General features: G+C 43.4%; 16 protein-coding genes. 9 read left to right on the top strand and 7 right to left on the bottom strand.

Annotation, left to right across the window (positions count from 1 at the left end; all coding sequences use genetic code 11):
* Window positions 1–320: 320 nt before the first annotated feature.
* Entirely contained in the window at window positions 321–2,081 is a 1,761-nt protein-coding gene (locus F7734_RS26130; RefSeq protein ID WP_155747551.1) for a WD40 repeat domain-containing protein, read from the top strand.
* A 103-nt stretch (window positions 2,082–2,184) separates the two neighbouring features.
* The gene (locus F7734_RS26125; protein ID WP_243147091.1) at window positions 2,185–2,775 is read left to right on the top strand and encodes a GNAT family N-acetyltransferase; all 591 of its coding nucleotides are present in this window, start codon (window positions 2,185–2,187) and stop codon (window positions 2,773–2,775) included.
* Here F7734_RS26125 and F7734_RS26120 read toward each other — a convergent pair.
* The 4 genes from F7734_RS26120 to ftsH form a co-directional block, all read right to left on the bottom strand.
* A complete protein-coding gene (locus tag F7734_RS26120; RefSeq protein ID WP_155747544.1) occupies window positions 2,681–3,706 on the bottom strand; it encodes a sucrase ferredoxin in 1,026 nt (341 codons plus the stop codon). The genes F7734_RS26125 and F7734_RS26120 overlap by 95 nt on opposite strands.
* Window positions 3,707–3,709: 3 nt before the next feature.
* Window positions 3,710–4,891, bottom strand: coding sequence for a cupin domain-containing protein (locus F7734_RS26115; protein ID WP_155747543.1), 1,182 nt, complete (start codon window positions 4,889–4,891; stop codon window positions 3,710–3,712).
* 137 nt (window positions 4,892–5,028) lie between these two features.
* Complete coding sequence (locus tag F7734_RS26110; RefSeq protein ID WP_155747542.1) at window positions 5,029–5,181, bottom strand: hypothetical protein; 153 nt, start codon at window positions 5,179–5,181, stop codon at window positions 5,029–5,031.
* A 699-nt stretch (window positions 5,182–5,880) separates the two neighbouring features.
* Window positions 5,881–7,818 carry an ATP-dependent zinc metalloprotease FtsH gene (gene ftsH, locus F7734_RS26105; protein ID WP_155747541.1) on the bottom strand — a complete coding sequence of 646 codons (1,938 nt, stop codon included), beginning with the start codon at window positions 7,816–7,818 and terminating at the stop codon, window positions 5,881–5,883.
* A 263-nt stretch (window positions 7,819–8,081) separates the two neighbouring features.
* Between ftsH and F7734_RS26100 the strand changes: the two genes are divergently transcribed.
* The 7 genes from F7734_RS26100 to F7734_RS26070 all read left to right on the top strand — a co-directional run bounded on the left by F7734_RS26100 (window position 8,082) and on the right by F7734_RS26070 (window position 17,358).
* Window positions 8,082–8,264: a hypothetical protein gene (locus tag F7734_RS26100; RefSeq protein ID WP_155747540.1), complete on the top strand. Its 183-nt coding sequence runs from the start codon at window positions 8,082–8,084 to the stop codon at window positions 8,262–8,264.
* 175 nt (window positions 8,265–8,439) lie between these two features.
* Complete coding sequence (locus F7734_RS26095; protein WP_166482158.1) at window positions 8,440–9,564, top strand: AI-2E family transporter; 1,125 nt, start codon at window positions 8,440–8,442, stop codon at window positions 9,562–9,564.
* 115 nt (window positions 9,565–9,679) lie between these two features.
* Window positions 9,680–10,273: a cytochrome b/b6 domain-containing protein gene (locus tag F7734_RS26090; RefSeq protein WP_155747538.1), complete on the top strand. Its 594-nt coding sequence runs from the start codon at window positions 9,680–9,682 to the stop codon at window positions 10,271–10,273.
* A gap of 321 nt (window positions 10,274–10,594) precedes the next feature.
* Window positions 10,595–11,926, top strand: coding sequence for an amino acid permease (locus F7734_RS26085; RefSeq protein WP_243147090.1), 1,332 nt, complete (start codon window positions 10,595–10,597; stop codon window positions 11,924–11,926).
* 18 nt (window positions 11,927–11,944) lie between these two features.
* Window positions 11,945–12,631: a methyltransferase domain-containing protein gene (locus tag F7734_RS26080; protein WP_155747536.1), complete on the top strand. Its 687-nt coding sequence runs from the start codon at window positions 11,945–11,947 to the stop codon at window positions 12,629–12,631.
* Between the two features lie 149 nt (window positions 12,632–12,780).
* Window positions 12,781–14,121, top strand: a complete 1,341-nt coding sequence (locus tag F7734_RS26075; protein WP_155747535.1) for an efflux RND transporter periplasmic adaptor subunit — start codon at window positions 12,781–12,783, stop codon at window positions 14,119–14,121.
* A 3-nt stretch (window positions 14,122–14,124) separates the two neighbouring features.
* On the top strand, window positions 14,125–17,358 hold the full coding sequence (locus F7734_RS26070) for an efflux RND transporter permease subunit (RefSeq protein ID WP_155747534.1): 3,234 nt from the start codon (window positions 14,125–14,127) through the stop codon (window positions 17,356–17,358).
* A gap of 235 nt (window positions 17,359–17,593) precedes the next feature.
* Here F7734_RS26070 and F7734_RS26065 read toward each other — a convergent pair whose 3' ends face one another.
* From F7734_RS26065 to F7734_RS26055, 3 genes are all read right to left on the bottom strand, one after another.
* A complete protein-coding gene (locus tag F7734_RS26065) occupies window positions 17,594–23,047 on the bottom strand; it encodes a filamentous hemagglutinin N-terminal domain-containing protein (RefSeq protein ID WP_166482154.1) in 5,454 nt (1,817 codons plus the stop codon).
* Between the two features lie 248 nt (window positions 23,048–23,295).
* Window positions 23,296–23,451 carry a hypothetical protein gene (locus F7734_RS26060; protein WP_166482153.1) on the bottom strand — a complete coding sequence of 52 codons (156 nt, stop codon included), beginning with the start codon at window positions 23,449–23,451 and terminating at the stop codon, window positions 23,296–23,298.
* A gap of 5 nt (window positions 23,452–23,456) precedes the next feature.
* Window positions 23,457–24,161 (bottom strand): DJ-1/PfpI family protein, encoded by a 705-nt coding sequence (locus F7734_RS26055; RefSeq protein ID WP_155747531.1) that lies wholly within the window; start codon window positions 24,159–24,161, stop codon window positions 23,457–23,459.
* Window positions 24,162–24,316 lie beyond the last annotated feature (155 nt).

Raw genomic sequence — 24,316 nt, 5'->3', positions numbered from 1 at the left:
CCTCTAGCCCCCAACCCCTACCCCTAAATTTTGACAATACAGTTTTAGGCAAAATTGCTTCTTGAGAAACAGTATATTGTTATCTGAATTGCTAGAATTAACAACCGTTACATTCTTATGAGGAGGCAAAACCCATCGCTGCAACACATAACAGTCGGTTTCAAATAACAAAACATTTGGTATCTACACATACAAATGATTGTGTTAAATTAACTACTGTAATTACTGATTTTTTGACGAACTACTGTTGATAAACTCACTTAGCGATTGCCCTGGCATAACATAACGTAGGTATGCAACACTGCCGCCCAGCGATTCAAATGGATTGGATTAGCTTGCTCAAGTCCCAACAAGCTGATTTCCTTCAAAGAGTAAAAAAACCTAAAACTTACGACTTGTCTTTGCTAGAAAGTCAAGTCAAAGGATGTCATAGCGAGATTGTGGCATTTTGGGGAGAATCATTGGCAAAGCTGCTGGAAATTGCTCGCCAACAAGCAGAAATTGTTGCCAAGAATCCCCCTGCTACACCGCCTGAATATCCCGATCCTCCTGATTGGGCAATCCCTTTTCCACAATACTTTCAGCAACAAGCAGAAGATTATCTTCTTCGAGAACAAATTGTAGACCGTGCGATAAGCGATCGCTTGGGGAAACAAATTAAAAAAGTGCCTCAAGATGTTGTCAACAACATGGTTTTGGATGACGAAGGCAATTTACGTGGAGAAAGTAAATTTCATTACCTACTTGCTAACAACCCCAAACTCAGTATTCAAGTTCATGCTACTGATGGAGAAAGCTTTAATGGTATTAAGAAAGACAAAATAAGATGGACGATCGCTCAAGAGGACTTAGAAAATCACAGAGTCCTGGTCTTCCTGTGCTTATTTTATCCATTTACAGGTAAACGAGGTTACGAAAAACAAGCAGTCATCGCAGGCTTTCTACCTACAGATAGTATCGAATTGAGCGAGCCAAAGCTTCAGATTGCTCCAAGTGATTTACTATACGCTGGGGGATTGGGTTGGTATTTAGAATTTTTAGCTACCAAAAAAGACTCAACACAAATATTAGACGACTTTGCCATAGCGGAAACGATTCAAACACTTCCGCCCGAACACCCTCTGAAAAGTATAATCGGAGACTGGGAATGCTGGCAGACCCTCAAGGGGCATATTCGGGGAATTAATTGTCTTGCTTTTAGCTACAGGGGCTATAAAGGGGACGCTTTACCTATAGTAGCAAGTGGTAGCCGTGGAGAGACTAAGCTGTGGGATTTAACGAGAGGTGAATTAGTAGGGACTTTATCAGAATATCCTTGGACTGTTTCCGGTGTGGTAGATGAAGTGAATGCTCTGGCTTTTAGTCCAGATGGACAAATTTTGGTTAGTGGGGGTGCAGATTCTACAATCAAAATTTGGCACGTGGGCGCACAAGACTTAATAGATATTATGCACAAGCATAATGGAATGGTACGCTGCGTTGCTTTTACTCCTGATGGGCAAACAGTAGCAACAGGGGGAGACGACCGGAAAATTATGTTTTGGAACTTGACAGAACGTCAGGTGATAACTGCTCTATCTTTAGATGATACTGCAGCCCATTCCCTAATTCTTAGTTCCGATGGCAAAACACTGATCACAGGTAGCTACCGCAAAATCAAAGTGTGGCGCATTTCTCGTCAAAGAGGAGTCGTAAGTTTTGACTCAGAGTTAGTACACTCGCTGACGGGTCACACTCACATTGTTCGTGCCTTGGCAACAAGCGCAGATGGTAAAATTTTGGTCAGTGGCAGTCGCGATAAAACGATTAAAATTTGGCATCTAGAAACAGGTGAATTACTGCGGACTCTGAAAGGACATAGAGATGGAGTGTATGCGATCGCACTTAGTCCTGACGGAGAAATTATCGCCAGTGGCAGTGCTGATAAAACTATCAAGTTGTGGCATCTAGAAACAGGTGAACTACTGGGTACTTTTGCAGGTCATACACACACTGTAACAGCAGTTGCCTTCACAGCGTCTGGAGAACTTTTAGTCAGTGGGAGTTTGGATAAAACGCTCAAAATTTGGCAGAGGAGTTAGGCAGGGATTAGGGGTTAGGGGTTAGGGGTTAGGAAAGAATGATTTTCGTAGTCCTCATGCAGATACCTTAAGCTGTCCCCTGCCCAATTTTTCCCAAAATGTCATGTGGTCAATTTCTGGACTAGCAATACTATTGCCAGGAACTTGTGCTTTCAATACTGAGATTTGTTTAACCGCAGCCTGTAGCAGATGGACGCAGATCGATCTGTACCTTTGCAGACTAGGAAACGCCATAAAGATGATAGAAATTCGCTCAATTCAAAATGAAATAGAGTTTAATGATATGCTTTACCAAAGGTGGCTCGTTCTGAGAGCACCTTTAGGTATGCCAAGGGGAACAGAGAAAGACAAGTATGAAGACAATGCCTTTCATGCGATCGCCCTTTGGGACAGACAAATTGTAGGTTCTGCAAGATTGCGCCCTCTCTCAGAAGATTTGGGAAGCATAGCTTATGTTGCCATCTTACCAGAGTTTCAAAATCAAGGTATCGGCACTCAGCTGGTGCAGAAATTGATTGCAATTGCTGCTGAACAGAATCTCAAAACTTTGAGAGTGATGGCGAGAACCAATGTTATGAACTTTTACAACCGCTTGGGATTTATAGCCGAGGGGGAACCGTTTGATTACTTAGACCTTTCTCACATTTTTCTGTACTATAAGTTACCAGCCGCTCTTCAATTGGTAACAGATTAGTCACATCGTACTTCACAAACAATGATTTTTTGCTTGCATGGCACGAACCTTTGATATGCAAAGTTTTTATCTCGTCTTTTACCAATATTCCTTGGTACGTCTTTTGAGAACCATCTGGTTTCTCAAAAGACATCTCTGCATGAATTGTACTGGCATCTGAATTTTGTTCGATGATTCGACTTGCTACTTTGTAATCAAACCAATCCCATCCATAGCGGAGAATGAGTTCCCTTTCCATAGTTTGAAGAGGATATGGTAGGGTTCCCCAGCCTCGATAGACTTTCTTCAAGCACTCAATATCACCAGTTCGAGTGAGGATTGATTTGAATGATGTTGAATCGAGAACACCGTAGTATCTACCTTCCGGCAAATCTATTGCTGTGGGTGCAAAGCGATGTCCGCCAAAGTGACTTGCCTTCCAGACACGGATATCATTTAATCCCAGTTCGGAAATGGCGGCTGTGGCTTCATAATAGAAAGGATTTCCGTACTTAGCACAGCACTTATCATGGCTACCGTGGGTACATATTAAAATATCTCTGGTTGCGGTTGCTTTAACTTCATTGTCACAGCACTTACCCCACAACCATTTTTTGATAAGTGTAGCTGCTTGCTCTATATTTTCTAGCTTCCATTCTTGCTTGCGATATCCATGACCGAGTTTCTCTTTTCTGTGATAAATCAACAGAGTTGTACTATCCGTTTTGTGTGATGAACCGTTGCTAATCAAGAGAAACCTAATGGGTACTTTTGCCTGTGTTACCTCCTTAACTAGTGTTCGCAAATTTTCTGGCACCCATCTCGAATCAAAGGCTTCTGCTGCCCAAGGTGTAGGACATTCGATTAAAACGTAGGTTTGGTGATTGGTGGCACTACCAATAATATCTTCTCCTGCTTGTCGTGAAGAATCGGCACAAAAGAAAGTGTTCATTGATTATGATGGGCTGATGGGTTTATGCGAGCGATCGATGTCCACGAAAATGACGCCGTCAACTACCAAGCGAGATAGCAAAGGAACAATATCTATCTCCCAGTCGTAATCTGGTAGCCAACTTATCACATCTTTACCAGTGAAAGTCTCTGTGGTAAATAATTTTTCCACAGTAGAAATATCAATACCTCTTAGGGATACTTCTTTTCCTGCAACAAGAATTCTGTATCCACTACAATCTGGGAGTTCAGAAATTTTAACTCGCTGAAACTTTCTATTTCTGAACTTTGTTGCTGTACCTTGAGAAAAAATGTTGAACCCAGTTTGATACGGTAGAGAGTATGTCGTCCGTGGTTTGAGCGAGCTATCTAAATAGCTTATATATTCATCATATATCTTACTAGAAGAAAGATAGTTATTTAAGTTAGTAATTTGATTATTTATATAGCTAGCTGCAGCATCTGGCTCCATACATAATGGCATACTTTGACGCCACTGTTCTGAATCGCGCAATCGATCAACTACCCATTCTAGAAAATCAATTCCAGTCCGGCAATGAATTCCTAAAGTTAGATGCAGGGAAGGCTCATCAAGTGCGATCGCATAATGCCAGTGTCCGCGAGGAATATACAGGACATCTCCTGGTTTGAGAACACACGTTAAGTAAGGTTCTCCTTGAGGGGGAGGCATTGTAGATGATTTTTGATTGGGTAGAGGATACTTAAACGTATCGGGAAAAACAAACCATTGTTTTGTTCCCTCTATCTGTAATATAAAAACTTCATGGGTGTCATAGTGGGACGAAAACCCCTGTTTTTGTGGTGAAGAACAGTAGGCATTGATTTGTACGCCACATCCAAAATCGTGCTTAACTTCGGAGGTGAGATGCACTAACTCTGGAGTGAGTTTATGCACGCCATTCAGTATAAGTGTTGCACCGTCTTGACACTGTTTAATCAAATTTGTATTGGCGTTTTCATCCAGAACTTTTTCATCCAGAGCCAAACGTAAGTCTGGGTACTTGAATTGATGAAAGTTCAAAAGATAATTCAGCTGTTCCCAAGAAAATAAGTGAGAAAACTTATTGTGATTTTCACCAGCTATGAAAACCGCCTCAGTTGTCCAATTCTTACTTAGGAAGCTTTCAACAGTATATGGCTTTAATATATACTCCAGTGAATTCATATTGCTAGTAATTCTCAATTATTAAACATGGAAATTACAGCATAAATAAGGAGACAGGAACAGTGCTTCTGTACTCTGTCCCCTTATTTATGCACTTAACTCTCTTTAGTTATAGCTTCAATGCAATTAATTAGCAACTATTCGTTGGTCAAGTCACCACCATCAGAGTCATAATTTAACTGACTAGCAGTGTTTGTACTGACTGGTTTTACAAATATTTCCTTGATTTCAACCTGAATTCTGCTTTTACGCAATTCTTTTTGGGTAGAAGCTGTAAGATTAGCTGACATATTTCTGTCTCCTGATATTTACCTTTGTTAGCGCCCTGAATCAACTTTTTAAATAGTAGTCAGGATTTTTGCTAAGTGTCTGTTTTGACTTTACCGGAACTCAATATCAAATGCAACTGGTTGATAATTATTTCTATTATTGATAGAATATCAATCCCATGAATCCTGCTTTAGGAGCAGTCAGAAGTGGGAGTTTTGGATTCCGGCTTCCAGATCCTAAATACACACATCATGTTAATGACATGATGGTACCATTTAGGCTTAAAAATTTATTAAGCCTCAAGTTATAACCTTTTTCTGCTTCAACAAGTACAGATAACATTTTTAAAATGTATTTTACTTTACAAAATGGCTTTTTTCGTCTGTTTATTTTATGGCAGCTATATTGCTAATCTTTCCTAAAATGTCTATCTTCCCCTACGGTGTACATACAAGTCTGAGATAGTTGATAGACCTGAATTTTAGCCTTAGTTTTACCCCACCCTAACCCTCCCCTTGCAAAGGGGAGGGAACTTATTTCCAGTTTCCCCCCTTAGATAAGGGGGGTACTTTAAATTTCCAGCTTCCCCCCTTGATAAGGGGGGTACTTTAAATTTCCAGTTTCCCCCCTTGATAAGGGGGGATTAAGGGGGGTACTTTAAAACGCAGATGAAACAGAAAACATCCGCGTCAAGGGTGCGTTCATCTGCGGTTAAAACACTAAACCAACAGAGTTTGCATCAAGGGCTTATCCTCAGATATCTTCCCACTCCGCAACCATTCACCCAACTCAGCTGGTGCTTTTGCCAGAGCAAGACGTTCCCGCAATGCGTTACCTTCGAGAATTTCTTTTTGCAACAATTCTTGTGCAGTTTCCTCCAATAGCTCCCGGTTTTCATGTAAAATACTCAAAGCAATATGGTGGGCATTATCCACAATTTGCTTCACTTCACGGTCAATTTCTTCTGCCACTTTTGGGCTAATGGCACGACGCGGGTTACCATAACCTTCCAGAAACTGTTGTTGAATCTTCTCAAACGCCACAGGACCCAAGCGATCGCTCATCCCATACAAAGTGACATAACGTTCTGCCAAGTCAGTCGCCTTTTGAATGTCATCGCTCGCACCAGTGGACACCTTACCAAAAACAGTTTCTTCAGCAGAACGTCCACCCAATAGAATTGCAATGCGACCTCGAATTTCATCTTCTATCATCAAGAAGCGATCCTCTTCGGGCATCTGAATTGTATAACCCAACGCTCCTACACCGCGAGGCACAACGGAGATTTTCTCAACTTTACCAGAACCGGGCATCAAAGCACCGATGATGGCGTGACCCACTTCATGATACGCAACAGTCTTCTTCTCAGTCTCATTCAACACGCGAGAGCGTTTTTCCAAACCGGCGACAACACGCTCAATAGCTTCATTGAAGTCAGCCATTATCACTGCTTGTCGATTTTGCCGCGCCGCTAGGAGTGCAGCCTCATTGACAAGATTCGCTAAATCTGCTCCAGCAAATCCAGGTGTTTTCATAGCGATGTTGCCCAAATCCACGTCTTCAGCCAACTTGACATTTCTGGCATGAACTTTGAGAATCGCTTCTCGACCACCTTTGTCAGGGCGATCGACAACAACCTGACGGTCAAAACGACCGGGACGGCGCAATGCTGCATCAAGAACTTCAGGACGGTTGGTGGCAGCAATAATAATAACACCAGTGTTGGCATCAAAACCATCCATCTCAGTGAGTAACTGGTTGAGAGTTTGTTCCCGCTCATCGTTACCACCACTAAAAGGACTAGCACCGCCGCGAGACTTACCCAGTGCATCTAATTCATCAATAAAGACAATACACGGAGCTTGTTGCTTGGCTTGCTCAAAGAGATCGCGAACTCTTGCAGCACCCACACCAACAAACAGTTCGATAAACTCAGAACCAGAAATGCTAAAGAAAGGTACAGCTGCTTCACCAGCGATCGCTTTTGCTAGGAGTGTTTTACCCGTTCCAGGAGGTCCCACCAGTAACACACCCTTAGGAATTTTTGCTCCCAAGCGAGTGTATTTGTCAGCATTTTTGAGAAAATCAACAATTTCTTCTAATTCGGCTTTGGCTTCATCAACACCAGCAACATCAATAAATTTTACACCAGTGCTGCCTTCCGAATAAATCCGAGCTTTGCTTTTACCTACTGTAAGCGCTGCGGGACCACCCCCCTGACGATTGAGCAGAAAACCCCAAATCCCAAAGAAAATTAACGGCGGCGCAACCCAACTGAGGAGAGTTCCAATCCAACCATTCTGGTTGGGTGGCGGTGCAGCAAACTCAACATGATTGTCGCGAAGAATTTTTGGTAAATCCAAGTCGATCGCAATTGGTGTAGTACCAAGTACCTGTTGAACTGCTTTCCCATCCGAGTCTTTCGTATTGAGAACATATTCAATGCTCTCATTGCCCACAATTGCGCGATCGACCTTACCAGCCTGTACCTGAGCGACAAAGTCGCTGTATGGAACCTGTGGTAACCTGGGACCAAAAAAGTTGGGAACAATAAAGTTAAGTAATAAAAGAAGAGTAAAAAGAATCAACAAGCTACCACCAAATTGACGTATCCTCGGTGGTTTGATTTGACGTTTTTTATTAGTTTCTACTGGCATTTTTATTTTTTGATAGTGGTTAGTTGTTAGTGGTTAGTTGTTAGTGGTGTAGGACAGGTGTCTCGCCTGTCATCGTTAGTAGTGGGTAAATTTAGCTGATTCACTGACAACTCTTAAGCCGTAATACCGGCTCTACGGTAGCCAGTGCTTGTTCCACCAACCACTAACAACTAACCACTAACTATTAACTAATATTGTGCTAAACTCTTGTTTCGTATCTTCACGACAAAATCAATGCAAATTGCCGTACTTGTGCCATGATTATGCAAAATCAGCTTGGATTTGTGTTTAAGGTATTTTTTCTCTCCGCCGTGCTTTCCGTTTTGATTAAGTACGCTTCTACGAGTCCACTGATTCCGGCGACAGCGACTAATGCTTTGATTATCGTTTTCTTGCCATCCGTCATTATGGCGGGTTTTTTACTCTGGAGGCAAAAAGAAAATTAGCACGGCTCGTCAAAGGACTTGCTAAAAAAACATAAAATGTTCGTAGTTGCGCTTCAGCGCGCTAAAGCGCAACTACAAGCCTAAAAGTATTTTAAGTTTCATTTGTTTGAGCTACTGAATTGGAAAACTAACTGTTTAAATGGTACAACAGCTCGTAACGGGCCAGGAGTTGGGAGTGAATTTAGGTCAGTGGATTGGCTTAATTGCCATTGTTCTTGCTTTGTATATTTTATGGCAAATTCGGGAAGCTCTGTTACTGATATTTGCTGCGGTTGTATTGGCAACTACCTTAAATCGTTTGGCTCGCCGATTCCAACAGTCAGGAATTAAGCGCGGAATCGCTGTACTGCTTTCGGTTAGTGTCTTTATAGCTTTAGTCATCGGCTTTTTCTGGCTAATTGTCCCACCATTTGCAGACCAGTTTCAAGAACTGACAAGACAAGTTCCCAGAGGATTGGAGCTTTTTAACACCTGGTTGGATCAATTGAGAGATCGTCTTCCCCAACAACTGACTCAGTATATACCTGACATTAACACCTTAATTAAAGAAGCACAGCCCATAATTAATCGTGTTGTAGGAAGTTCCTTCGCTTTTGTCTCCGGTTCTTTAGAGGTTGTACTGAAGATTTTGCTGGTGTTAGTTCTAACAGGAATGTTTTTATCTGAGCCTTTAGCTTACCGCAAAGTTTTTGTAAGATTGTTTCCTTCTTTTTACCGACGGCGCGTTGATGGAATTTTAGATCAATGTGAAGTCTCTCTAGAGGGATGGGTGACAGGTGCTTTCATTGCCATGAGTGTCGTGGGGCTAATGAGTGTCATTGGCTTATCAATATTGCGCGTGCGTTCAGCTCTTGCTTTGAGCGTTTTAGCAGGATTTTTAAATTTAATTCCCAACCTTGGCCCTACCATGAGCGTTATACCTGCTATGGCGATCGCTCTGCTAGATGCTCCGTGGAAAGTCCTTGCTGTGTTCGTCCTTTATTTTATCATTCAGCAAGTAGAAAGTAACTTTATCACGCCTGTTGTCATGGCACATCAAGTCTCGCTGCTACCTGCAATCACTTTAATTTCCCAGTTATTTTTCGTCACATTTTTTGGATTCCTGGGATTGTTTTTGGCATTACCCCTAACCGTTGTTGCTAAAATTTGGGTGCAGGAAGTCCTGATTAAAGACGTTTTGGATCGATGGGGTAACGATTCCAAGAGAGAAACTGAGTTTGTGATGGTTTCTGAGAAGGCAGAAGACGAAGAACCCGAAGAAAACCCAGCAGATGGCGAAGATCGAACGATAAACCAGTAATACATCAAGAAATTATAAAAAAATATTCATAAAAGTTTCATAACTCATTCATGCAGTGCGAACATACTAAGAAATGTAAAGCATAACTGCATATAAGTATTAATATTTAAATATTATGAGTACGCTACAGCCAGCTAAAAAAATTACGGCTCCATCCAGAATCAACTCTGCGTTTAAACAACTGATGTCTTTGCACTGGGTAATGGCAGGTAGCTATTTAGTGCTGTTTGTCAGTGGTTCGTTTATGGCAAGACTACCGAGAGAAGTGTTTTTCCGAAATTCTCTCTACGATTTTCATAAAACTCTTGCAGTACTAACGATGGCATTCTTGACTTTACGGATATTTATCCTGCTACAAGTTTGGTGGAAAAAGTACACAAAGCGTCCGCCGAAGTTGAGCAAACAATGGTTCAAAACAGTCTCTCTCCATACCAGTCTCTATATTTTTATGTGGGCGGTTCCCATAACTGGATTTTTTCTCTCTAACTCATATAAAAGTGATAATGTCAAATTCTTTGGTCTGATTTTACCAGACTTGTTCCCGCAAAATAATGCCACGATCGGTATAGCACGAAGCTCGCATTTCTGGGTTGCTTACACATTTTTAGCATTCATCCTTTTACATACTGCCAGCCAGTGGAAAGTCGTGCGGGCAAACTACCGGAGGTTGGTGAACTTTTTGAAAAATCAACGACCGATTCGGGATTAGAGGGCTGTCACCTCGTTCCCAGCCTCAGGCTGGGAATGCCTTAAAGGAGGCTCCGCCTCCTCAGTTGCTGCTTTGTAGTATAAATTAAATATAAATTTTTTTTCACAAAACTTTCACTACAATTTCATATAGCTTAACCATACTTAAACAATCACGAGAAATCTTCGTACACTTAGGTAAATCAAAATGAGCTTTTCCCGATCCCTAGCCCCCAGTCCCCAGTCTCTATGAAGATAGATTGCAAACGAGTCCCATAGCAACCTAAGCTTTAAAGATGTTTTTTTCTGGTTGATGACCGGAAATATCCAGGTTACGGATTTTATGGTAACAAAAGTATCAGCACCAAAACCTACACTTTCAACCATTGATGCGATCGCCTTGATTGTAGGTATGGTAGTAGGTGCAGGCATCTTTCAAACCCCTGCCTTAGTGGCGGGAAATACGGCAAATACAGGAGTCGCACTGTTAGTGTGGTTACTTGGTGGGGGGATGTCCCTCATAGGTGCTCTTTGCTATGCGGAATTGACAACAGCCTATCCCCATGCTGGTGGAACTTATCATTACCTACTGCGTGCTTTTGGTAAAATCCCCGCGTTTCTCTTTGCTTGGGCAAGAATGACTGTCATCCAAACAGGTTCCATTGTTCTCATGGCGTTTGTGTTTGGGGATTATGCTTCACAATTGCTGCGTTTGGGAGAATACTCGTCAGCAATTTACGCCGCAGGGGTAGTCCTTTGTCTTACAGGTTTGAACGTTCTCGGCGTGCAGCAAGGTAAGCGCACACAAAACTGGCTCACAATAGCAAAAGTTTTGGGGTTGCTGCTCGTTGTCATTTTTGGTATTGCTTTCGCCAAACCTGTGGTAGCAAGCAATACAACAGCAACACCTCCCCAAACGCAATTAGGGTTGGCAATGGTTTTTGTACTCCTGACTTATGGTGGCTGGAATGAAGCTGCCTACATTTCAGCAGAAGTACGCCAAGGCAAACGTAACATGGTACGGGTGCTCTTAGGCAGTATTGCTCTCATCACAGTGATATATTTGTTAATTAATTTCGCATACCTACAAGGTTTGGGATTGGCAGGCTTGGCAGGATCGGAAGCACCAGCCGCCGATTTGATGCGTCGCGCTGTGGGAGAAAATGGCGCAAGGTTTGTGAGTGTTCTCGTTGCAGTCTCAGCCTTAGGTGCCGCCAATGCAACTATTTTTACTGGAGCACGGACGAACTATGCCTTAGGGCAGGACTTTTCCATATTTGGCTTTATGGGACGGTGGCAAGAGCACAGAAGTACCCCAATTAATGCATTATTAGTTCAAGGGGCAATTTCTCTGGGGCTAGTCATACTTGGTGCGGCAACACGCAAAGGATTTGCAACAATGGTAGACTATACAGCTCCTGTATTTTGGTTCTTTTTTCTGCTGTCTGGAGTGGCACTGCTTGTCCTGCGTTATAGAGAACCAGATGTGCCCCGTCCTTTCCACGTACCTGCTTATCCCTTAATACCGTTGCTATTTTGCGTCATTTGTGCTTACCTACTTTACTCAAGCGTAACTTACGCAGGTATTGGAGGCACCCTTGGTGTCGTAGTCCTACTAACGGGTATTCCGTTGTTGTTTTTTAACCGCAAACGTTCTACTTCCACAAACTTGTAAGCGAATGGAGAAAGTATTATGCGTTCAGCTTTGCTGCTGCCCTTTGGGCAATCGCAATCGTTCTTCAAAGTATTCTTAACAGCTGTTAGTGTCAGTAGCCTAATGCTAGCGAGTTGTAGTCCGCAAGAAATCAGTTCTCAAGAAAAAAGCGAGACATCTTCCTCTGCTGTTGAAGTTCAGCAGTCCTCTCCTACAACTGAAACAGCACAAAAGCAACCTGATGTGGTCTATGTACCGACACCACCAGAAGTGGTAGATAAAATGCTGGAAGTCGCAAAGGTAACTAAAAATGACGTTCTGTATGACCTAGGCAGTGGTGATGGACGGATTCCCATCACCGCCGCCAAAAAATTTGGAACCAGAGGCGTTGGTATAGATATTGACTCAGAACGTATCAAAGAGGCTAACGAGAACGCGAAAAAGGCAGGAGTAACCGACAAGGTAACGTTCCGCCAAGAAGACCTTTTTACCACTGACTTTAGTGAAGCAACAGTGGTAACTCTCTACTTGTTACCCGAACTTAATGTTAAGTTAAGACCGCTATTGTTTAAGCAACTCAAACCCGGTACCCGCATCGTATCTCATGCCTTCGATATGGGTGACTGGAAACCAGAGAAAACATTGCAAGTGGATGGTAGAACCATTTACTACTGGACAATTCCAGCAAAAAGCACAACTAACCCCCAAGGAAATCTTAGCAGTTAATTCGTAACCCAGTAGGTAGGGCATTGGCCACCACAGAGTCTTGCTTGGTGGCCAATGCCCTACCTACTCAAAATTTTTCGTGCCCAGTGACCAGTGACCAGTGAGTAGCAACTAACCACTAACCACTAACCACTAACCACTCACAAATTATGAAAACTGTTGAACCTGAAATTACTACAGATAATCAACCAGATACTCCCGCACAACTCAACCCGAAGTCTTCTCGTCCTAAAAGAAATTGGCTGTGGATATTGCTAGTACTTTCATTAACAGGATCTGGTTTTGTGCTTTGGCGAGTGTTTTCTCCTGCAACTGTTGCATCCAAACCACCAGCTGCTAAAACACCACCGCCCCGTCCAGTGGAAGTTGTACAACTCTCTCCAGGGACAGGAACAAGACGCATTCAACTTTTGGGTCAGGTAGAGTCTACCCAACAAGCAACTATTCGAGCACAGACAAGCGGTGTGATTCGACAAGTGTTAGTGCAACCAGGCGATCGCATTACTCCTGGAATGACTGTAGCTATATTAGATGATACCGATCAGCGCCTTGCGGTTTCACAAGCACAAGCACAGTTAGCACAACAACGCAGTACCCTCGCAAGACTCGAAGTAGGGACTCGTCCTGAAATCGTTGCCCAGCGTCAAGCAGCCTTAAGTTCTGCCGTAGCACGAGAGAAAGAAGCACAAGATAACCTGCAACGTTCCACCGATCTCGTGCAACAAGGTGCTCTTGCTAAAAGGTTGTTAGTAGAAGCTCAAGCAGGATTGGATAATGCAAAAGGCGAACGGCTAGCAGCAGAAGCAACTTTAGCAGAAGCAAAAGCAGGTCCTACCCGTGAAGAAATTGACGCGCAACGAGCCAACGTAGCCGCCGCTACTGCAGTCCTCAATCAGGCTCGGCTTGCCCTGCAAAGAACGCGCATTCAAGCACTCTCAGGTGGTGTCGTACAACAAAGATTGGTGAGTTCTGGCGACTTAGTACAAAATGGAGGTCAAATTGTCAGCTTAGTAGCAGGAGATAGACTTGATATCTTCTTAGAATTGCCAGAAGAACTTAGTGGTAACGTTACGCCTGGAAATACGGTAGAACTGTCAGCGCGAGCTTTACCTCAATGGCGGGGTCGCGCTCAGATAACAGGAGTCGTTCCCGCAGCTGATACAGCATCAAGACGCCAACGGGTGAGAGTACGGTTGAACAATCCGCCTTCTGGCTTGTTACCGGGGATGGCGGTGACAGGAAATCTGGAATTACCAGCAAATACACCGAGCTTTGTTGTATCTCGTGATGCTATTACACGCCGTCAAAACCAGTGGCTTGTTTTTACAGTTGCTGATGGTAAAGCCAAGCAGCATGAAGTGGAACTGGTGACTGACATGGGAGAAAAAGTTGCTATTTCTCACCCACAATTGAAAGCCGGACAACCCATTGTTTTAAAAGGTGGGGATGGTTTAAGTGATGGTGCAGCCGTAAAGGTTATGGAGCGATAGGACATGAACTTCATAGAAACTGCTGTTCGCTGGCGTCACGGTACTTTTGTACTATTTTGTTTGTTAGCCCTCTTTGGCGTGCTTTCGCTCTTAAATCTACCTTTAGAATTACAACCAGGAGGCGATCGCCCAGAAATTACCATCACGACCTCATATCCTGGTGCAGCTCCCTCAGAAGTGGAAGACCTCATTACCCGACCGATTGAGGAACGGATGGAGGAAGTTCTAGGGGTACAGGAAATTACAAGTAGTTCGCGTGCGGGAATTAGCAGCATCACTTTGGAGTTCACATGGAACAGTGATGTGAACGGGCGTCTTGTCGATGTCATTAACAAATTGCAGCAAGTACAAGACCTTCCAGAAGAAGCCAATGAATCAGATGTGGAACTCGTAGGCGGTAACAATTCACCAATGATGTGGGTTGCTCTCACTCCTAAACCCGGATTCAAGAGTGACCCCGACCACTATCGCGACCTTGTGGAAGACACAATTGTACCCCGACTGCGGCGAGTTGAAGGGGTAGGGCAGTTCATCATTCCCGGAGGAAGAGAAAGAGAAGTAGAGGTCAGAGTTGACCCCAAAGCCCTAGCCGATCGCAATCTCACAATTGGTGATGTTGTTCGAGTTTTGCGAGAGAACAATCGCGATATCCGAGGTGGTCCCTTAGTTCTCGGTAGGCGAGAATATCGAGTTCGTACCGTGAGTCGTTCGCAGCGACTGGAGCAAATCGAGGGATTCATTTTGCGACGAGACAACTCAGGTACAGTGTACTTGCGAGATGTCGCACAAGTACAAATGGGTCGCAAGCCCCTAGACAGCGCTCTAGTATTTAACAACAATTCTACAGTTGCCATGGGCATTATCCGGCGAGTAGGAGCAAATGTGCCGGAAGTTTCTAAGGGAATTCGGGCAACACTAGCAGAATTGGAACAGCAATTTGACCGTGCTGGTGAAGAGATTCGTTTTGTCTACAACTACGATGAGAACGAATATATCAATCAATCGGTTGCCCTAGTACAGGGGAACTTGGTGAGTGGTGCATTGCTAGCAACAATAGTTCTCGTGCTGTTTCTCGGTTCCATGCGAACAGTTGCAGTAATTGCTCTGACCATTCCTACCACACTGGTGACAGTATTTATAGTGATGGCAATGTTGGGGCGATCGCTCAACATTATTAGTTTGGCTGGGTTAGCGTTTGCTGTGGGGATGGTGGTAGATAATGCCATTGTTGTGATTGAGAACGTGTTTACTCACATGCAACGGGGTAAAACTCCCATGAAAGCTGCGATTGAAGGAACGCAGGAAGTTTGGGGTGCAATGCTCGGTTCTACCCTCACAAACGTGGTGGTGTTCTTTCCACTGGTGTTAGTTCAGGGGGAAGCCGGACAATTATTTGCTGATATGGCGATCGCTCTCTCCTGTTCTTCTTTATTCTCCCTTTTTGCAGCCCTAACCCTTGTACCCATGCTCTCTGGATTGTTCCTCAAACAGTCAGAGGCGATGCAAATGCTTCAGGATGACAGTTCGCTGTTAAGGGTTAACCGTCAACAGTCAACTGTCAGCGCGGTTTCCAAAATTGAATATGCTGTCTTTTATACATCGGCAATTTTTCGCCTTCTACAAGGCAAGTTAGAATCTTTCCTTGCATCAACTGTTAGTTGGTCATTAGGGCGAAGAAGATTGGGAAGAAGGTTGTTGATTTTATCTATTCCAATTGCTTTATTGGTAACCAGTATTTTTCTATTACCACCTGCTGACTATTTGCCTGAAGGAAACCGGAACTTAGTGTTTTGGATAGCGGAGCCGCTACCTGGTACAAGTGTTGAAGAATCCATCCGCATTTCAGAACCAGCGAGAAATTTTCTTAGAGCGCAACCAGAAATTCAGAACGTCTTATTTATTGAGCGTCCTGGAAGACGAGGAATTGCAGCAACTTTAAAGCCAGAATTTGCGACAAGCAGTGGACTGGCTGAAATGGTGGAGCGCATGAGATCTCAAAGTAACAACTTTGTCGGCTATCGCTTCCTGATTCCCACTCGGTTCTCCATCTTTCAAGATCCGGGAAAGGAGTTTGAAATTCAAATTGTTGGTTCCGATTTGGAACAATTGAGCGAGTTGGAAAAACAAGTTACGACAAAATTGCGAGACTATACAGGAGTTCGGAACGTTCGTACCAACTTTGTTGCTGGCTCTGCAGAACTTCAAGTTGTTCCCAATCGAGAAAGATTGTCTGAGGTAGGTTTATCTGAGGCTGAAGTCGGAACAATGGTAGAATCTGCATTGGGCGGTCGTATTGCCTCAGATTTTATTGATGGGAAAGAAGAGTTAGATGTATCGGTAGAGTTAAAGAATACTTTTGTGCAGACACCAGAACAACTGCGCCAACTGCCCATTTACACAACTCGCGGTCAACAGGTACAGCTCAGTGATGTTGCACAAGTGAACGAGACAACAGGGTTTGACGTGATTAACCACGTGGACTTAGAGCGTTCCATTACCCTGACGGTGTCCCTAGCATCAGATGCACCGCTTGGCGCTTTAGTACAGAGAACGGAGGATGAAATATTAGAACCCTTACGAGCTAGTTTACCTGCTGGGTTTCGTATAGAACTCGCTGGTTCTGCAGATAGATTGGCAGAAACAGTTTCTCAGTTGGCAGCTGCTTTTGTACTTTCCTTGTTGATTACGTACCTGTTGCTGGTAGCGCTGTATCGTTCTTTCCTTTACCCAGTTGTGATTATGGCAACTATACCCATGGGGATGAGTGGTGCATTGTTGAGTTTGGTGGTTGCCAACCGCATTCCCGGTTTGATTGTACCTATGGATATGATTACGGCACTGGGCTTTATTATTCTAACGGGTGTCGTAGTGAACAATGCAATTTTGCTGGTAGACAGGGCATTGCAGTTGCAGCAAGACGAGGGGCAAGATTACGATGACTCTTTGTACAATGCGACACGCGATCGCTTGCGAGCTATCTTTATGTCAGCAGGTACCAGTGTGCTTGGTATGTTACCCCTAGCAGTTGTACCAGGTCAAGGTGCGGAACTGTATCAAGGGTTGGGCGTTGTGCTCACAGGTGGTTTAGCGTTCTCCACTATTCTGACACCAACAGTAGTTCCCGCCCTTATGGGATTGTTGCGTGATATTTCCGGGCGCAAACCATCATCACCAAGTTCAGGTCAACAATTGAAAGAAGCTGTAGTTGTTAGTAACAACAGCAAAGTTGGTATTTAGCCGATTTCGCATTACTCCCTTTCCGCCAGAAGATTGCCTAAACACGTAGGGTGGGTACAGAAGCGCCCTGTGAAGGTGGCAATTCCTCATCATCTTTACTCTCTGCACCCTCTGCGTACTCTGCGGTTTAAAAGTCATTTATTTAACCGCAGAGGCGCAGAGTACGCAGAGGGAAGAGGTGAGAGGGTTATTGATTTCCTGAGGTTTTTATCCACTTGACAGGGCTTGTATCAAATTAACATTCCTTACTAAGTACAAGCTTCCCATTTGGGAGTTTGTATACTCCAGATGGTTCGATAATTGGGTCGCCAATTTGCCAAGGTCGTTGTTGTGTCGGTAATTTTGTTAACTCTATTGCGCTAGGTACTGGTTGCACATCTCCAGTGGAATAGGAAGAAAGTGAAGTATCACCGGGACGTGTTGGTAAACCACCAGAACCTGTGATGAAGAAGGAACCGTTTTGTTGATTTCTGCGGGCTATGCAACTATTGGCGATAAGGGCATTGGTGTCGATGGCGTTTTGAGGAAGTTTGCTGAGGTTGTTTTGAATCGAACTATTGTCGGGAGAGTTAAGGTTAACAATGCCAGCAACACCGAATCTCGAACTAGCAGTAATATCGCTTTCATCTGTTTCTTGGGAACGAAATTTCGTACCAAATATTCCTTGAGTGTTAATTTGAACTCTGCCACCATTGCCTTCAAAGGCATTGGCTGTGATATCACTGTTTTCTTTGGAAATGGCAATGATAAATTTTGAGTTGATATTTACGTTCCCACCATTGCCTTGTTCTCCGGCGGTTGCAGACACAAGGCTTCCATGACGTAGTAGCAGTAGGTTTGCATTATCGATGAAGATGTTACCACCATCTTGGGATGTTGTTTCAGCGATGATTTTGGCGTTGTCTCTCAGTTCGACTCTATTGGCATCAATATTAATATCGCCAGCAACACCACTGCCTTGACTGTTGACAGAGATTTGGGCGCGATCGCTCACATTTAATTGCCTAGCATTTATTTGAATATTGCCACCGCGAGCGGAAGCTGTTGAGATTGTGTTGGCAAATAGTCCGCTAGCTGCGCCTTGATTCTCAAATGTTTTATTTTGCTGTGATGGTTGATAAGTTGGATCGATACCAGAGAGAATTACGCGATCGCTATTCAGGTGAATACTACCAGCTTGCCCTTGATTGGTTGCTGTTGTAATAATTTGTCCGCCTTGGATGGCTTCAAAGCTATTAGAATTAATTGTGACATCACCACCTTGAAAAGCAGAGGAGGTTTGAGCATTAACTACAGCACCGTTAGTAATTTGAAAAGCATCAGCGTTAACGCTAATTGAACCACCTTTTCCTCGTGCATTCGTTAAAGTTGCACTATACAGTCCACTCGAAAACTCACTGATATTGTTCTTCCCATTCAAAAAAACGCCATTTCGAGCATCAATATTAATATTTCCAGCTCTACCTTGTCCGAGGGTAGTAGTGCTAAGTAATGCTCCATTAGTAACAGCTAATGATGCTGTACTAACACGAATATTACCTCCATTTCCAGTACTATTATTTGCAACAATACTAAAAGCTGCGCTGTTCAATACGCTATTTTCAAAGCTTCGGAAGCCGTCAAAGGATATGTTTTCACGAGCATTGATAATAAGATCGCCAGCATCGCCTGTTCCAAAAGTACTAGCTTGAAGTTGACTGCCATTAGCGACCGATAGCGAACCAGTATCAATGCGAATTATTCCACCTTTGCCGTTACCAAAACGCCCAGGATTAGAAACATCGCCAACAATATTTGAGATAATTGCTCCTTTATCCAAGGATATGCGATCGCGGGTATTGATAAAAATATTGCCCGCATCTCCTTCCCCTTGAGTACTAGCTCTGAGTTGAGAATTACCTGTAAGAGATAGTAATGCTGCATCAATACGAATATTTCCGCCGTTACCTTTTCCACCGTTATTACTTGTAATTACTAGCGCCCCATTATCAACGGAAAGACGACCTGTGTTTATCTCAATATTCCCACCTTGACCTACTGCTCTTCGCTCTACACTACTAAAGGCAGAACTAGGAATTTGTCCTGTTGAGTTTGTGCCATCAAACAAAACAAAATCACGAGCATTAATCAAGATATTGCCAGCATTACCTCTGTTTCTAGTAACTGTTTGAAGTTGAGCGCCATCAGTTACTGATAGCGAACCTGCTTGGATGCTAATATCACCACTGTCACCTTCTCCAGTTAATTCGACAGTACTAAATAGCCCACTTAAAAAGTTACCATTCTCACTAGTTCCAGCAAAGGATACTGTATTTTTGGCATTGATAGTTATATTACCTGCATCTCCTAAACCCCAGGTAGAGGCTCTTAGTTGAGCGCCATTAGTTAGTGTAAGTGAGCTAGTTTCAATTGCAATGTTGCCACCCTTACCCAATACTTGAGGATTGAAAATCTCGCTAAAAATACCGCTAGGAAATAACCCATTTGCACTTGCACCATTGATCGTGACACGCTCGCGAGCAGTAATCCACACGTTACCTGCTTTTCCTTCTCCAAATGTACTAGCTTGAATTTGTCCCCCATTAAATAGAGATAAGGAACTTGAATTAACTTTGATGTCACCTGCAATACCTGAGCCAATGGAGCGATTATAAAACCCACTGTTGGGATTGTAACGCCAGCTAATTTCGGGTATTATAGCTGCACGTTCAGAAAAAGTTGGATCGCTACCTGAAATAGTGACGCTAGCGTCAGCATTAACAGTTATCTTACCTGCTTGTCCGCTCCCGTCAGTACTTGCCTGCAATTGTCCACCGCTAAGAGCTTCCAAAGAATTCGTATTGATGGTGATGTTACCCCCATTTCCGGTAGCGCTTGTGCGACTATCTAAAACTGCTCCTTCTAAAATACGGAAAGCGGAAGTATCAACAGTAATATTTCCTCCCGAATTTCCAGATTCAGTAAAAGTTAGAATTGCGCTAGGACGACCTGTTGCAACAGTACTACCAGCGATGTTCGCAGCATCAGAAGCACGAATTTGAACATTACCTGCATTACCTTCTCCTCTGGTAACAGCAAGCAATTGCGCTCCATTTGTTAGAGAAAATGTACCTGTAGAAATGCGAATATCTCCACCTTGTCCGATACCATTATTTCCTACGCTGCTAAAGATGGCACTGTTGGAATTTTGTTCATCGGGATCGAAACCATCTAACAAAACGCGATCGTGTGCTTCAACAATCACATTACCAGCTTTACCCGTTCCGCTAGTCCCAGATGATAAACTTCCTCCATTTGTTAAAGAAAGTGTGCCCGTAGAGATAGTAATATTTCCACCCTGTCCAATTGCTTCTGCTTCCACACCACTAAAAATCTTCCCCGTATCTAGAGACGTAGTGTTATCTGCATTAATTACAACATTACCAGCATCTCCCTTTCCTAAAGTAGCAGTAGCTAAAACTGCATAATCCATGAGAGTGAAAGAACCTGTTGAAATACTAATGTCTCCTCCCTTACCAGTGCCAGTTTTATCAACCGCACTAGTAATAATTGCTGAATCGGCTGATACAGTATCCCGCGCATCAATAGTTATATTTCCTGCATCACCTGTTCCTAATATATCGGCCTTTATTTCTCCCACATTTAACGAAAGGGAGTTAGTAGTAATACGAATATTACCTCCCTTACCCGTAGCTTTTTCATCGACCCGACTAAGTATACGCCCCCCTTTATCTAAAGAGACGTTATCTTTCGCTTCAATCGTTATATTTCCTGCATCGCCGTTGCCATATGTAGTGGTAGAGAGTACTGCTCTATTAGTGAGAGAGAGGTTTCCCGTTTTGATATTAATATTTCCACCGTTCCCAGAGGCTGGTCCCCATACACTATTTAAAACATAGGCATTATCAAAAGAAGCTCTATCTTGCGCTTCAATCAAAATATTGCCTGCATCTCCAAAATTAAGGGTACTAGCATTGAGGGTTGCATCATCAGATAATTCTAAAATTTTAGTAGAGATGCGGATATCGCCTCCCTTTCCTCTGCCAGTTCGTTCCACACGACTGAAAACACCAGTATCATCGCCCTTAAATGTTACGCGATCGCCTCCCTCTATTATGATATTGCCTGCATTGCCGATACCAAACGTGCTAGAAGCCATTTGAGCACCATTAGAGAGTTCCAGGATATTGGTAGAGATACGAATATCACCTCCTTGACCCTCTGCTTGTTGTCGGTTATCATTTCCCCCTACACTGCTAAAAATAGCTGTATTGCTGAAGTTGGTTGCGCTATTACCTGTGAGAGAAATGCGATCGCGTGCCTCAATTACAATATTTCCTGCATTTCCAATACCAAGTGCGGGAGTAATTAATTGAGCGCCATCCGACATTTCCAAGGTATTAGTGGAAATGAGGATATCACCTCCCTGACCCCTACCAGTGAGCCGCACACCACTATCAACAGTCGTGTCATCACCACTAAATACAACGCGATCGCGTGCATTTATGGTGATGTTACCAGCATTTCCCACTCCAGAGGTCCTGCTTATCAAACTTGAACCGCCCAGTACAAACAACGAGGCAGATGTGATGTTTATATTGCCGCTATTACCTGTTTCACCTGGACTAACATCGCTGCGAATAGAACTATCAGATTCAATCCTCACAGTGCCTGAAACATTTATAGTAATATCTCCCGCCTGATTGTTTGCTGAACCGAAATCATCAATAATTCCTGCAAAAATGTTGCTACCCGCCAAAATCTCTAAATTTTGAGCGTTGATTGCTACATCTCCACCACCACCAGCCGAAACATTAACGAGCGAATTATTAACCAGAGAAACATCTGCTTTTTGCACTCCTTCTGGAAATTGTAATTTTAATCCTTGGCCGGCAAAATCTAAGCCTATACTACCTGTATCTGCTAATCCGCCTAACTCTATTCGCCCACCCAACGCCGCTAAAACACCTCCATCTAAGCGAACATTTCCACCTGCAAGCAATAAACTCTCACCGTTGGGAACTCTCAATAATCCTCGATTTTCTATTGTCCCATTCTGATTAATCTGATTAAAAAATAAAGCCGAAGGGTTAATAGTTAACACTCCTGGTGTCTGAGGGGCGATCGCACTAAAATTTCCTTGATTTCCAAATTGAACCCCATTTGCAGTTGTCGCTATAAACGAAGCACCGACATCTAGACGAGCATTTTCTCCAAAAACAATACCATTGGGATTCATCAAAAATAGGTTGGCATTGGAACGCACAAGATTACTGCCAATGATTTGACGAGTTCCCAACATACCTAAAATATCCGAGCGATTACTTCCCGTCACCCGCGCCAAAATATTCTGGATGCTTGTATCGAAAACAAAGAAGTAAGCGCCTCGATTTTCGCCAACATTAAATTCTCGAAAACTGTGAAATAAATTTTGTCCCCGTTGCGCTCCACCTTCAATTACTTCATTAGAAGTGCCGTTAAAGTTGAATATTACCCTAGATGCCTCAGAACCCAGTGTGTTATCCGGTACTATATTACTTTGAGCAAAAGCTGGGCTGATGAAAGCCGCAATTCCAACGGTAACCTTTGCGATCGCCAGAATGCTTTTCCAAAAAACTGAGTGACGCGATGCTGCAAAATAACTACCATGCGATCGCCTAAATTTTCCACCCCAGCCCAATTTTGTCACCTTCGCTTCTCCCACACCTAACAATTCTTCAAAAAAACTTAATAAGAAGACTAGTATTTATACTGTTTGTTTTGTTCAATTTATCACCTATTGACTCTCAACACAAGTAAAATTAACTACGTTTTATTTAGTTTACCCTTACCGAGTCGCTAATAGATTGCAAAAAATTACCAAGTCATTGGCACAAAAGTGCAATGTTGAAATTAGCGGGGCTGTGCCATACGTTTTTTGTACGCTAATAAATTAGACTAAGTCCGCCTTTCCTTGGGAAGGCTTCGCGAACGACGATCGCAGTTCACCTGAAACGCCGAAATGACATATCTCACGTTGAAGATTGCCAGTTCGGCAGTACTCAGGGTAGATATAAGTGGGGAGGCTAACAGGTTGGCATATTGCTGTGCCAATGAACTCAAGCCTTAACAGTTGCTAGACGTTCTGATGCCTGTCGTGCGGCTTTGCGGAATTCATCAAAGGCTAACGCGTACTTTTGAAGCACCCTTTGAGTCAGTTCATGCCCAGCTAACTCTGGGCTACCCGTACCATAGGGTGGATGAGGAGCATACTCAATCGTCAATTCCGCTTCTTTGCCAGCATCTTCACCGCGTAGCTTTCCTAAAACAATTAACGCCGCATCAAATGAACCAGAAACTGGGCTTGCTGTGATTCGATTTCTATCTACGACAACTTCACCTCCCGTCACTGGAATCGCCCCAAAATTACGGAGTTCTTCAACAAGTGAGAAAGTTGCTGTAGCGCGATACCCTTTTAACAAACCTACAGCAGCCAAGATGAGGCTACCACCGCAGATCCCAATCAAGTACTTTGCTTTACTACCTCGGTCTACTAGAAATTCTAAAGCTTCATCTGACAATGTGCCTGTAGAAGCTCCAATACAGAGGACATCAAGATCTGGCGGGCATTCCGCGAAGGTTGTTGTAGCATGCATCGGGAAATTTGGATACCCGACGATGAGATCCGTATTCTCCCAGATGAAGTGGATATCGCAGTCAGGGACAACGCTAAACACGGTATAGACTCCAATAATGTCTGGAATATAGCAGTTGGGGCTGACAAAGATACCAATTTGTAGTTTGTTTGAATTTTGAGTATTCATTTGAAGCAAGCTTAAGTAAAGTTTGAATTCATCTCATATTCAGCTCATGACTTAATAAGTTCGTAGTTGCGCTTTAGCGCATGTGTCGCAAGTACAAATCTATTACTCCCTTCGGTGCTGTAAAGATTACCTATGGGCGTAGGGTTGGCATTGCC

The sequence above is a fragment of the Scytonema sp. UIC 10036 genome (assembly GCF_009725235.1).
The sequence above is the reverse complement of the archived record's forward strand: the minus strand, read 5'-3'. Positions and strand labels throughout refer to the sequence as shown.

Bases quoted from the DNA above. Each gene is read 5' to 3' on its own strand.
- F7734_RS26130 (WP_155747551.1), top strand. From the start codon at position 321: ATGGATTGGATTAGCTTGCTCAAGTCCCAACAAGCTGATTTCCTTCAA.
- F7734_RS26100 (WP_155747540.1), top strand. From the start codon at position 8,082: ATGCAAAATCAGCTTGGATTTGTGTTTAAGGTATTTTTTCTCTCCGCC.
- F7734_RS26110 (WP_155747542.1), bottom strand. From the start codon at position 5,181: ATGTCAGCTAATCTTACAGCTTCTACCCAAAAAGAATTGCGTAAAAGC.
- F7734_RS26080 (WP_155747536.1), top strand. From the start codon at position 11,945: ATGCGTTCAGCTTTGCTGCTGCCCTTTGGGCAATCGCAATCGTTCTTC.
- F7734_RS26085 (WP_243147090.1), top strand. From the start codon at position 10,595: ATGGTAACAAAAGTATCAGCACCAAAACCTACACTTTCAACCATTGAT.
- ftsH (WP_155747541.1), bottom strand. From the start codon at position 7,818: ATGCCAGTAGAAACTAATAAAAAACGTCAAATCAAACCACCGAGGATA.
- F7734_RS26125 (WP_243147091.1), top strand. From the start codon at position 2,185: ATGTGGTCAATTTCTGGACTAGCAATACTATTGCCAGGAACTTGTGCT.
- F7734_RS26070 (WP_155747534.1), top strand. From the start codon at position 14,125: ATGAACTTCATAGAAACTGCTGTTCGCTGGCGTCACGGTACTTTTGTA.
- F7734_RS26115 (WP_155747543.1), bottom strand. From the start codon at position 4,891: ATGAATTCACTGGAGTATATATTAAAGCCATATACTGTTGAAAGCTTC.
- F7734_RS26120 (WP_155747544.1), bottom strand. From the start codon at position 3,706: ATGAACACTTTCTTTTGTGCCGATTCTTCACGACAAGCAGGAGAAGAT.
- F7734_RS26075 (WP_155747535.1), top strand. From the start codon at position 12,781: ATGAAAACTGTTGAACCTGAAATTACTACAGATAATCAACCAGATACT.
- F7734_RS26090 (WP_155747538.1), top strand. From the start codon at position 9,680: ATGAGTACGCTACAGCCAGCTAAAAAAATTACGGCTCCATCCAGAATC.
- F7734_RS26055 (WP_155747531.1), bottom strand. From the start codon at position 24,161: ATGAATACTCAAAATTCAAACAAACTACAAATTGGTATCTTTGTCAGC.